The following is an 11,975-nucleotide window of genomic DNA, read 5'->3' on the forward strand; positions in this document are numbered from 1 at the left end:
TATTGTTTCCGTCGTTTCGTTTTCCTTCAAAAAAACCGCTCGTACGATTGTTAAATTTGGCTTGGTAAAACATACGTTTACACCTTCGTGTGCTCCCCTATCTTCCAGAGGTTTTCCCTTTGTGATAGAGGAACAAACGAAAGAGTGGGTTTCCCCACTCTTTGCTCCGAAACTATTCTAAGTATTACCATAAAAACAATATCATACTCTTTCGCTCTTTGCAACTAGGCTAGAGGATGATCTACTAAAACAGCGATAGTTGATTCGATTCAGGTAATCCTTCCAGGCACCCGTGAGCATCGAGATTTTCTAATACTGTCTTTGTTATTTTGCTTCGTTGCTGCAAATCTTCCTTCGAAAGGAACTCCCGCTCATCTCTTGCTTTAACGATGTTAATCGCAGCATTTGTTCCAACACCTGTCAGCGCGTTGAACGGTGGGATAAGCGTATTGCCCTCCACAAGAAACTCAGTCGCTTCTGAGCGATATAGGTCAACTTTTTGGAAGGAGAAGCCACGCTCGACCATTTCTAACGCAAGTTCAAGGACAGTCAGCAAGCTTTTCTCTTTCGGAGATGCATCGAGTCCTTTACCGTTAATCTCCTCGATTTTCGCCCGAATGGCTGCCGAGCCTTTTACCATCGTATCGAGGTCAAAATCGTCTGCTCGAACCGTAAAATAAGAGGCGTAATAAAGGATCGGATAATGGACTTTAAAGTAAGCGATCCGAACCGCCATTAAAACGTAAGCAGCGGCGTGAGCTTTCGGGAACATGTATTTGATTTTTAAGCAGGAGCCGATGTACCAATCAGGCACATCATGCTTTTTCATTTCTTCAATCCATTCTGGCTGAAGGCCTTTCCCTTTACGGACAAACTCCATAATTTTAAAGGCAAGTGATGGTTCAAGTCCTTTATAGATCAAGTAAACCATAATATCGTCCCGGCAGCCGATCACATCTTTTAACTCACACGTTCCGTTATAAATGAGCTCGTTCGCATTGTTAAGCCATACGTCTGTTCCGTGAGATAGGCCTGAAATTTGTACGAGTTCTGAAAACGTACTCGGCTTTGTTTCCTCTAACATCTGCCGCACGAACCTTGTTCCAAACTCAGGAATCCCAAGCGTTCCTGTCTTACACAGAATTTGTTGCTCAGTAACACCTAACACGTCTGGACCACTGAAGATTTTCATCACTTCTGGGTCATCCGTCGGGATTGTTTTTGGATCAATCCCACTCAAATCTTGGAGCATTCGGATGACCGTTGGATCATCGTGTCCTAGAATATCGAGCTTTAGCAAGTTGTCATGGATGGAATGGAAGTCGAAATGAGTCGTTTTCCATTCGGCTCCGCGGTCATCTGCCGGGAATTGAATCGGGCAAAAGTCGTGAATGTCCATATAATCTGGAACAACAATAATTCCGCCCGGATGCTGACCGGTCGTCCTTTTTACCCCCGTACAGCCCGTCACAAGTCGGTCGATCTCTGCCCCGCGGAAGTGGAGGTCGTGATCACTTTGGTAGCCTTTAACATATCCGTAAGCTGTTTTTTCCGCAACTGTACCGATAGTTCCTGCACGGTAGACGTACGATTCACCGAACAGCTCTTTCGTATAGTTATGGGCTCTAGGCTGATACTCCCCCGAGAAGTTCAAATCTATATCAGGAACCTTGTCCCCTTTAAAGCCGAGGAACGTTTCGAACGGAATGTCTTGTCCGTCTTTTACATAAGGTGTTCCGCATTTTGGACAATTTTCATCTGGCAAGTCGTAGCCAGAACCGACCGACCCATCATTAAAGAAATGAGAATGATGACAGTTAGGGCATACGTAATGAGGCGGCAACGGGTTCACTTCAGTAATCTCAGTCATCGTCGCCACAAACGATGAACCGACCGAGCCACGAGAACCGACTAGGTAGCCGTCATCGAGTGACTTCTTTACAAGTTTATGCGAGATTAAGTAAATAACCGCAAACCCGTGTCCGATGATGCTCTTAAGCTCTTTTTCTAGCCGGGCTTCCACAATTTCAGGTAGAGGATCACCGTAAATCTTCCGGGCTCTATTGTAGCTCATTTGCCGAATTTCCTCATCGGCCCCTTCAATTTTCGGAGTGTACAATTTATCTGGAATCGGATGAATCTCTTCGATCTGATCTGCAATGTGATTCGTGTTCGTGACTACGATCTCTTTCGCCTTCTCTTCCCCTAAAAAGGCGAACGCCTCTAGCATTTCCGATGTTGTTCGAAAATGAACTTGCGGGAGTGTTTGCTTATTTAAAGGATTGGCCCCGCCCTGTGAAGCAATTAATATTTTTCGATAAATGTAATCTTCTTCCTTAAGGTAGTGGGCATTTCCTGTCGCAACAACTGGCTTGCCAAGCTGCTCTCCAAGCTTGACGATATTCGCTACGATTTCTTGCAACGCTTCGCGGCTTTTCACAAGCTCTTTTTCGATCAAATGTTCATAGTTTGCTAGCGGCTGGACTTCGATATAATCATAGAATTTGGCGATTTCTTCTACTTCTTGCGGAGTTTTTTGCATCATACCCTCGAACACTTCACCTTTGTCGCAACCAGAGCCAACGAGGATCCCTTCCCGATGCTTTTGCAACTGAGAACGAGGGATGCGCGGTGTACGATAAAAGTATTCGACATGGGCCATGGACACGAGCTTATATAAGTTTTTTAACCCTTCTTGCGTTTGTGCAAGCAAAATGCAATGGGACGGCCGTTGGCGGTGGAAATTTCCTTCCCCCATGTTGTCGTTTAATTGGTCATGATACAAAATGTCTCGCTCCGTCGCGTCTTTAACCATTCTCCAAAGCAAATGTCCTGTTGCTTCCGCATCATAAATCGCCCGGTGATGGCTTACGAGCTCGATGTCAAACTTTTTGCAAAGCGTATTTAGGCGGTGGTTTTTCAGTGTTGGGTAAAGAAAGCGTCCTAACTCTAATGTGTCTATGACCGGATTTTTTGCTTCACCGAGCCCCATTTTTTGAAATCCTGTATTGAGGAACCCCATATCAAAGCTGGCGTTGTGGGCGACGAGGACGGCATCGCCGATAAACGCATGAAATTCATTGAGCACTTGCTCCACTTCCGGTTGGCCTTTCAGCATATCATCCGTGATTCCTGTTAGCTCAATAATCGTATTGGTGAGCGGTTCATGAGGGTCGGCAAATCGCTCGAACCGATCAATGATTTCACCGTTTTTCACTTTAACTGCCGCAAGCTCAATAATTTTGTTGTAAACGGCAGAAAGACCAGTCGTCTCCACGTCGAAAACGACAAATTCGCTATCGAGAAGCGGTATGTGGGCTTCATTATAGGCAATCGGTACACCGTCATCGACCAAGTTTGCTTCAACCCCATAAATGACTTTGATCCCGTGCTTCTGACTAGCACCGTACGCCTCAGGAAACGCCTGAACAACGCCATGGTCAGTAATGGCAATCGCCTTGTGGCCCCATTTGCTCGCTTGCGTTACATACGCACCCGCAGACGAAATACCATCCATTTGACTCATTGCCGTATGCAAATGGAGCTCAACCCGCTTTTCATCGTCTGGTGCTTCATCTTTCGTCTCTTTTCCACTTACTTCATTGACGTCGTTCGCAATCATCACAAGATCGCGAACGAACGTATCGTTTTGAACCCCGCCACGAACTTTTACCCACATTCCTTTTTTCACAGCTTGTAATAACGGAATGTCTTCTTTATCACGAGAGAACATTTTCACCAAGATCGAATCGGTGTAATCTGTAATCTTAAAGGTTAATAGCGTCCGCCCGCTGCGAAGCTCCTTTGTCTCGGCTGCAAATATGTAACCTTGAACGGTAATACGGCGTTCTTCCTCCACGATCGTCTCGAGGGGAACGGGTTCATCCTTGATCGGATAACCAATCGTCAGCTTCTCTTCCTTCATCTTCTTTTCCACTTGCTGTTCAAGCTTTTTCTTTTCTAGTATCGCTTCAACCACTTTCGAATGATCTTCTTGCTTTCGCTGTTCGACAAATTTTTCAAACGCCTGCTTCGATTCCTTGACTTCCGCATCTAATTGCACAGCCGGGAAGCCAAACGATTGCACCGCTTGCTGCAACGGTTCCGTCAACTTCCGCTTTAACGCGATTGCTTCTGTTTCATTTCCGACTTGAATGACAAGTCTTTTGCCGTCAAAGCGCGGTGTTTGCTTCTCAAGCATTTCTTTAAGTGGTTGCGAGATATTCGTTAGTTTAGCAACGATCAATGGCCAATAGGATTGCCACACTTGTTCTGAGAGATCCGGTTGTCCATATTGGATCTGAAAGCTCACCTTGGCAATGTGAGAGAACGTCTGAACCAAGCGATCGGCAAGTAGCTCATAGATGGAAGCGGGTAACACCGTCGGTATAGACAACTGAAAGTGCCATCGGCGCTCATCTTTTTTGATCGTGAGCTTTTCGATTTTTCCATCCTTCAAATGGTTAGCTGTTACGTCTTCCGGGATGAGTAGCTGCTCCATTAACAATTTGAAGCGCTCCTGGCGCACGCGTTGTTCTTCGTTCATCCTTCTCCCTCCTTTACAAAAAAGCAAAAGTGTTCGTTAATAGCTAGATTATCTCTGTTTATTCTTCGCTTCCTTACAAGAAGCAGGCAAAAATGAAGGTACCTCCAGATGAGAGGTACCATTCTCACGCTTCCCTTACTCTGCTAGCTGCTGCAACTTCGCTTGAATTGTCGGTACCAGCTCATCTGCATGGACCTCAATCACTTCACCTGTTTTGCGGACTTTCACTTCCACATAGCCTTCATCTGCCCGTTTTCCGACGGCGACACGGAGCGGTAAGCCAATTAAATCAGCGTCTTTAAACTTCACTCCGGCACGCTCTGGTCGATCATCCAACAAAACATCCAGACCCGCTTGTTGCAAAGAATGATAGACCGAGTCTGCTAGTTTCATCTGCTCTTCCTTCTTCACATTTAACGCAAGCACATGAACGTCAAATGGGGCGACTGACGTCGGCCAGACGATCCCATCCTCGTCATGATGCTGTTCAATGACAGCTGCCACCATCCGAGACACACCAATGCCATAACAGCCCATAAGCATTGGCTGGGACTTCCCGTTTTCATCTAAAAACGTGGCTCCAAGCTTTTCGGAATAAACGGTACCGAGCTTAAACACTTGACCGACTTCAATCCCCTGAGCAAAGCGGATCGTTCCTTTTCCATCTGGAGATGGGTCCCCTTCTTGAATAAAGCGAAGATCTGCGTATGTGTCGACGGTAAAGTCACGCCCCTCATTGACATGAACAAAGTGCTTGTTGCTTTCATTTGCTCCGCACACACCGTTTACAATGGATTTAATACCGTGATCAGCAATGACTTTCATCCCTTTTACATCGATAGGACCAATTGTCCCCACCTCGGTACCAATCACCTCTAATACTTCTTCCTCTGTTGCTAAGCGAATGTCTGAAGCGCCTAAAGCGTGCTTCAGCTTAATGTCATTCAGCTCGTGATCGCCGCGGAGTAAAATAAGGGCCCATTCGTCATCGATCGATACGAGCAGTGACTTAATGATTTTTTCCTCTTGAACAGACAATCTCTCTGCCACTGCACGAATCGTTTTGGCATCTCCCGTATCAACTAACTCCCGCTCAAGCAATGGCTCATCTGGGCGTGTGTAGTTTACCTTGACAGCTGCCATCTCAATATTCGCCGCATAATCCGATTGATCGGAGTAAGCGATCGTATCTTCGCCCACATCAGCAAGGGCCATAAATTCATGGGTATCCTTCCCACCAATGGCACCAGAATCAGCGATAACTGGGCGCACGTTAAGGCCTGCACGGCGAAAGATGCGACTGTAAGCATCATACATTACCTTGTACATCTCATCTAAGCTTTCACCACCCGTGTGAAACGAGTAAGCGTCTTTCATAATAAATTCGCGTCCGCGAAGGAGTCCGAACCGAGGCCTTCGTTCATCACGGAACTTCGACTGAATTTGATAAACGTTGAGCGGTAATTTTTTATAGGAGTTGATGCTATCACGAATGAGGGATGTAATGACCTCTTCGTGGGTCGGGCCGAGGGCAAACTGACGGTTATGCCGATCCGTTAGCCTCATGAGCTCGTCACCATACTTTTCCCAGCGTCCAGATTCTTGCCAGAGCTCTGCAGGATGCAACGTTGGCATCGTAATCTCTTGCGCTCCAGTTTGATCGAGCTCTTCCCTTACAATTGATTCGATTTTACGAATTACTCGACGTGCAAGTGGTAAGTACGTATAAATACCTGCGGCCACTTGACGGATCATCCCAGCTCGTAGCATCAGCTGATGGCTTACGACATCTGCGTCTGCTGGAACTTCTCTCATCGTTGGCACGAGGAAAAAAGATTGTTTCATGAAACGTCCCTTCTTTCATATCTACTCATCATTTAAATGCTTTTTATAAAAACAACCGGTTAATATCATTCCATGTGACGACAAGGACGAGGAGCATTAATAGCGCAAAACCGACGAAATGAACGAGCGACTCCTTGCTCGGATCGAGCGGTTTCCCGCGCACCGCCTCCAAACCTAAAAAGACGAGTCTCCCGCCATCAAGGGCAGGCAATGGTAGCAAGTTGACGATCCCCAAGTTAACACTCAGCGCTGCTGTCCATTGTAATAGGACAAATATACCCATTTCCGCTGCCTGGCCAGTATAATTGACAATCCCGACAGGACCTGCTACGTAATCTAAAGAAAATTGACCTGTGACGAGCAGTCGAAGCACGTCAAAAATCATCGTCATATACGTGTAGGTTTGCGTCGCTCCGAATTGAAGACCTGAAACGAGAGTGGCCGGTTCTGGTGCTGGGCGTTCGATCCCTACTAAGCCAATTGGCTCACCATCCATCCCTTCGACCTGATTGGGTGTGACCGGAATTTGCAAAATTTGTCCTGCCCGCTCCACTTCAAAAGTAATCTCTTCATTTGGGTGTTGTTGGATGATCATCGTCATATCAACCCATGTCTCAAGAGTCTGACCATCAATGCTTAGCACATAGTCGCCCTTCTGCAAGCCAGCAGTCTCAGCTGCACTATTTTCAGCGATATTTCCGACAACTGGGTCTTCTACAGGAATTCCTTGCATAAAGCCATAAGCGGCAAGCAGGACAAACGCTAAGACAAAGTTCATTAAAGGGCCTGCAAAAATCGCCAATGCTCGCTGTGCTACCGATTTTGAACCGAATTGCCGATCATAAGGGGCAATTTGTGTTGCCTCTTCATCTTGTACCATCTCCGCTTTTGGATCGACGTCCCATCGCTTCCGTTCACCGTCGTCGTCATAGGCCTCAATGAACAGTTCACGTTCTAAGTCAATGCGCTCTACTTGGACAACCTGTGCTTCTGGATGCTTTGATTTGTTGTTCACAATGATGCGAGACACTACGTTTTTTTCATTAAACACGAGCCCCACTTCATATCCAGGTTTAATGGTAATCAACTCTGGATCTTCGCCCGCCATACGCACGTATCCTCCAAGAGGAATTAAACGAATCGTGTAAACTGTCTCATTTCTTTTCCATGAGAACAGTTTTGGTCCAAACCCGATCGCAAACTCGCGACACAAGATGCCTGCCCTTTTTGCAAAATAGAGATGCCCCCATTCATGAACAGAAACTAAGACCCCAAACATCACTAAAAAAGCAATTAGTGTTTGCACAGTTATACCCCACCTTTATTTTATCAACGAGTGGACAAACGCTCTCGTTTCTTGATCGACATGTAAAATGTCCGCTAAACTTGGTGAATCGATGCGCTCGTGTCGTTCAAGCGCCTTTTCAATCACATCTTCAATGCCTAAAAACGATAGCTGGTTGTTTAAAAACAACTCGACGGCTTCTTCATTCGCTGCATTTAAGACCGTAGGCATCGTTCCACCTTGCTTTCCTGATTCGTATGCGAACGCCATACAACGGAAACGTTCCATATCTAATGGAGCAAAATGAAGCTTACCTACTTCCCATAAGTTTAACTGTTGTCCCTTATGAAATTCAAGTCGGTCGGGATAGGAAAGGGCATATTGGATCGGCACGCGCATATCGGGTGTCCCTAGCTGGGCAATGACACTTCGATCGACAAACTCTACCATGGAATGGATAATGCTTTCTTTATGTAGCAACACATCAATTTTTTCATACGGAAGATTGAACAACCAGTGGGCTTCAATAACTTCAAGCCCCTTGTTCATCATCGTTGCCGAATCGATTGTAATTTTTGCCCCCATGGACCAATTAGGGTGTTTTAAGGCATCCTCTACGGTTACACCGTTTAACTCGTCCCGTGATTTATCGCGAAAGCTCCCTCCAGAGGCGGTAATGATGATTCGGTGCAATCGATCCATCCGTTCTCCTTGCAACGCTTGGAAGATGGCCGAATGTTCACTATCAACTGGCAGCAGCTTTACGCCATTTTCCCTTGCTTTTTCTGTTACAAGATGTCCCGCTGTAACAAGGGTTTCTTTATTCGCGAGAGCAATCGTTTTCTTTGCTTCAATCGCCGCGAGAGTTGGAGCTAATCCGACGCTACCAATAACGGCATTGACAAGAATCTCGGCTTTCTCGGCAGTTGCCACTTCGATAAGTCCTTCTTCTCCACAGACAACTCTCGTACCTTCTGGAACTTTGGAAGCCAACGTTTTCCGATCCTCATCTGTCATGACTGACACTAGAGGCGGTTTAAATTGATGAATCTGCTCTTCTGCGAGCGCTAAATTTTTTCCTACAGACATGGCGACAAGGCGAAATTTGTCTCGGTGGTTCGCCAGCACGTCCAATGTTTGCGTCCCTATGGATCCAGTTGCTCCTAATACACTGATACCTTTCACATTTTCACCTACACTTCTAAATAGACGTTAAAGCAAATGCAATAAATGCAAGATGGGCATGACATAAATCAAGCTGTCAAACCGGTCTAATATTCCACCATGACCTGGCAAGACAGTCCCTGAATCTTTTACGGCATAGTGACGCTTTAAGGCGGATTCCACAAGATCACCAAGCTGCCCGAAGACAGAAGCGACTACGATCACCGCAAGAGCGACTCCATAAGAGGAAAATAGCGGCATAATCCAGTAAAAAAGGCTACCGATGATAACCGCTAATATGATTCCTCCGATGGACCCTTCGATCGTCTTATTCGGGCTAATGTGTGGCCAAAGCTTATGCTTGCCGAACGCCCGTCCTGCAAAATAAGCGCCTGAATCGGTCGCCCAGATAACAAACAAGACGAAAAAGACGAGAGGAAGCCCGATTTCGGGGATTTCGCGACTTAATAGTAAAAAATGAAATCCATATCCTATGTACGCTGAAGAGAGGATCACGAACCCTGCCTCATCAAATGTAAATGTATTTTTCGTTAATACGGTAAGTAACAAAAGAAATAATATAAAAAAGATGAAAATTTCAACCTTCGTGAAGTCAGGAATAACTACTTTAAACCAATCGTTCGGCAGGAGCAGCATCCACATTGGCAAAAGGCTGAACGCCCCCATCGGTGAGAAAGGCGCAATCTTTTTCATTTTTAACAATTCGCTCATTGCGATCGTTGCGACGACAATGATAAACATCGTAAACGGAAGCCCGCCTACAACGACGAATGTTAGAAAAACTAGTCCAAAAATAATGGCTGTAACAACCCTTTGTTTCAAAAGAGGTTCGCCCCTTTCTTAAACGCCTCCATAGCGCCGTGCCCGTTTTTGATAGACAGCGATCGCTTCCGTCAAATGATGTTCTGTAAAATCCGGCCAAAGCACATCGGTAAACCAAAATTCACTGTAAGCTAATTGCCATAGCATAAAATTGCTCAAGCGTATTTCTCCACTCGTTCGGATCAGCAAATCTGGGTCGCGGAGGTCAGCCGTCATTAAATGGCGGCTAATCACGTCTTCTGTAATGGCATCGCTCGAAAGGGTTCCCGTCTCTACTTCTTTGGCAACCTGTTTCATCGCTTCCACCATTTCATATCGACTGCCGTAATTTAGCGCAAAGTTTAATATAAGGCCCGTGTTATCTTTCGTTTCCTCCATCGCTTTTGTGACAGCCTTCGCTGTGTGCTCCGGTAAGGTGTCCAATCCCCCCATGATTCGCACTTGTACATTTTCTTCCATCAAGTTTGGCAGCTCGAGCTTTAAGAAACGTTCGGGAAGCTTAAGCAAATAATCTACTTCTGTTCTTGGACGCTTCCAATTTTCCGTAGAAAATGCGTATAGGGACAGCACTTCAATCTTTAAATCAATGGCTTTTCGGACAATTTTATTAATGACTTTCATCCCCTCGCGGTGTCCTGCTATGCGAGGAAGACCTTTTTTCTTGGCCCAACGGCCATTTCCATCCATAATAATGGCCACATGTTTTGGAATTGCTGATTCATCAAGCGAATGGGAAGGTGTCGTATGATTTGAACGATTTCCCTTCCACTTTGAAAACTTTTCAAGCATGGATAGCCCTCCAACAATGTTGCGTTCAAACTCCTTATTTTATGAAGACCGTTGTGCCAACCAGATCGGAGCCTTTTATGAACAATTTAATTAGAGAAAAAAACCCCCTATCATCAGAGGGTCTCTTACATTACTCTATTTTAACGTGAAAGTGATTATACTTCCATGATTTCTTTCTCTTTCGCTTCTGCTTTTTGGTCGATTTGCTCGATGTACTTGTCTGTCAGCTTTTGGACATCCTCTGTCACTCTGCGCAAATCATCCTCTGTCAGTTCACCGTCTTTTTGTCGTTTTTTCAAATCATCATTGGCATCACGACGAATGTTTCGAACGGCAACCTTCGCCTCTTCTGCTGACTTTTTCACAAGCTTTGTTAAGTCGCGACGACGCTCTTCCGTAAGCGGTGGAATTGTGATACGAATCACAGTTCCGTCATTGGAAGGGGTTAATCCGAGATCTGACTTTTGGATCGCACGTTCAATGTCTGAAATGGATGACTTATCGAATGGTTGAATGACTAATAAACGAGCCTCTGGAACTGAAATGGTCGCCAACTGATTAAGCGGTGTTTCCGCTCCATAATATTCCACTGTGATGCGATCAAGCATCGCTGGATTCGCACGACCAGCTCGTAACTTTGCTAATTCACGTCCTAGCGCTTCCGTTGCTTTCGTCATACGTTGTTCTGCATCGTTTAACACTTCTTTTGACATTAGTTACTCCCCCTTACAACAGTACCGATTTCTTCTCCAAGAACGGCCTTTTTAATATTACCTTCTTCCATAATCGAGAACACAATGAGCGGAATGTTGTTGTCCATACATAGGGATGAAGCCGTTGAGTCCATGACCGCTAGGCCTTCTTTTAACACATCCAAATAGGAAATGGACGTATATTTTTTGGCATTGAGATCAACAGAAGGGTCGGCATTGTACACACCGTCCACTTTATTTTTCGCCATTAAAATGACTTCAGCCTCGATTTCAGCTGCCCGTAGTGCAGCCGTTGTATCGGTAGAGAAATAAGGATTTCCTGTTCCTGCGGCAAAAATGACGACCCGCTTTTTCTCCAAATGGCGAATCGCCCGTCTGCGAATATAAGGCTCTGCCACTTGTCTCATTTCAATCGAGGTTTGAACGCGTGATTGGACGTCAAGGTTTTCCAAGCTGTCCTGTAACGCTAATGAATTCATGACCGTCGCTAGCATCCCCATGTAATCTGCAGTTGCTCGGTCCATCCCTTTCGCGCTACCTGCCATCCCGCGCCAAATGTTGCCACCACCTACGACGACAGCAACCTCTACATCTAATTCAACGATTTCTTTAATTTGTGAAGCAATCGATTGAATGACTTCCGGATCGATGCCATATCCTTGTTCTCCTGCTAACGCCTCGCCGCTCAACTTTAAAACGACTCGTTTATATTTAGCCATGAGTACCTCCAAAGTCTTATCTGAAGTTCAAGCTCCACTCTCTATGTATATGTGTTTCATGCTGAAGCTCG

At 45.6% G+C, this 11,975-nt stretch carries 8 protein-coding genes; all 8 read right to left on the reverse strand.

The annotated features are described in order from the left end of the window. Positions 1–244: 244 nt before the first annotated feature. Positions 245–4,546, reverse strand: coding sequence for a PolC-type DNA polymerase III (locus E2L07_RS03315; protein ID WP_134228839.1), 4,302 nt, complete (start codon positions 4,544–4,546; stop codon positions 245–247). Positions 4,547–4,681: 135 nt separating this feature from the next. After that, positions 4,682–6,391, reverse strand: coding sequence for a proline--tRNA ligase (locus E2L07_RS03320; RefSeq protein WP_134228840.1), 1,710 nt, complete (start codon positions 6,389–6,391; stop codon positions 4,682–4,684). A gap of 43 nt (positions 6,392–6,434) precedes the next feature. Further along, positions 6,435–7,697: an RIP metalloprotease RseP gene (gene rseP, locus E2L07_RS03325; protein ID WP_010898573.1), complete on the reverse strand. Its 1,263-nt coding sequence runs from the start codon at positions 7,695–7,697 to the stop codon at positions 6,435–6,437. Positions 7,698–7,712: 15 nt separating this feature from the next. After that, the gene (gene dxr, locus E2L07_RS03330) at positions 7,713–8,861 is read right to left on the reverse strand and encodes a 1-deoxy-D-xylulose-5-phosphate reductoisomerase (protein ID WP_134228841.1); all 1,149 of its coding nucleotides are present in this window, start codon (positions 8,859–8,861) and stop codon (positions 7,713–7,715) included. A gap of 27 nt (positions 8,862–8,888) precedes the next feature. Then, positions 8,889–9,683: a phosphatidate cytidylyltransferase gene (locus tag E2L07_RS03335; RefSeq protein WP_010898575.1), complete on the reverse strand. Its 795-nt coding sequence runs from the start codon at positions 9,681–9,683 to the stop codon at positions 8,889–8,891. An 18-nt stretch (positions 9,684–9,701) separates the two neighbouring features. After that, the gene (locus E2L07_RS03340; protein WP_010898576.1) at positions 9,702–10,472 is read right to left on the reverse strand and encodes an isoprenyl transferase; all 771 of its coding nucleotides are present in this window, start codon (positions 10,470–10,472) and stop codon (positions 9,702–9,704) included. A 155-nt stretch (positions 10,473–10,627) separates the two neighbouring features. After that, positions 10,628–11,185 carry a ribosome recycling factor gene (gene frr / locus E2L07_RS03345; RefSeq protein ID WP_010898577.1) on the reverse strand — a complete coding sequence of 186 codons (558 nt, stop codon included), beginning with the start codon at positions 11,183–11,185 and terminating at the stop codon, positions 10,628–10,630. Then, the gene (pyrH, locus tag E2L07_RS03350; protein WP_134228842.1) at positions 11,185–11,904 is read right to left on the reverse strand and encodes a UMP kinase; all 720 of its coding nucleotides are present in this window, start codon (positions 11,902–11,904) and stop codon (positions 11,185–11,187) included. Before pyrH ends, frr begins: the two co-directional genes overlap by 1 nt. Between the last annotated feature and the right edge of the window lie 71 nt (positions 11,905–11,975).

This window comes from Halalkalibacterium halodurans (assembly GCF_004376175.1).
Classification (GTDB): Bacteria; Bacillota; Bacilli; order Bacillales; family Bacillaceae_D; genus Halalkalibacterium; species Halalkalibacterium halodurans.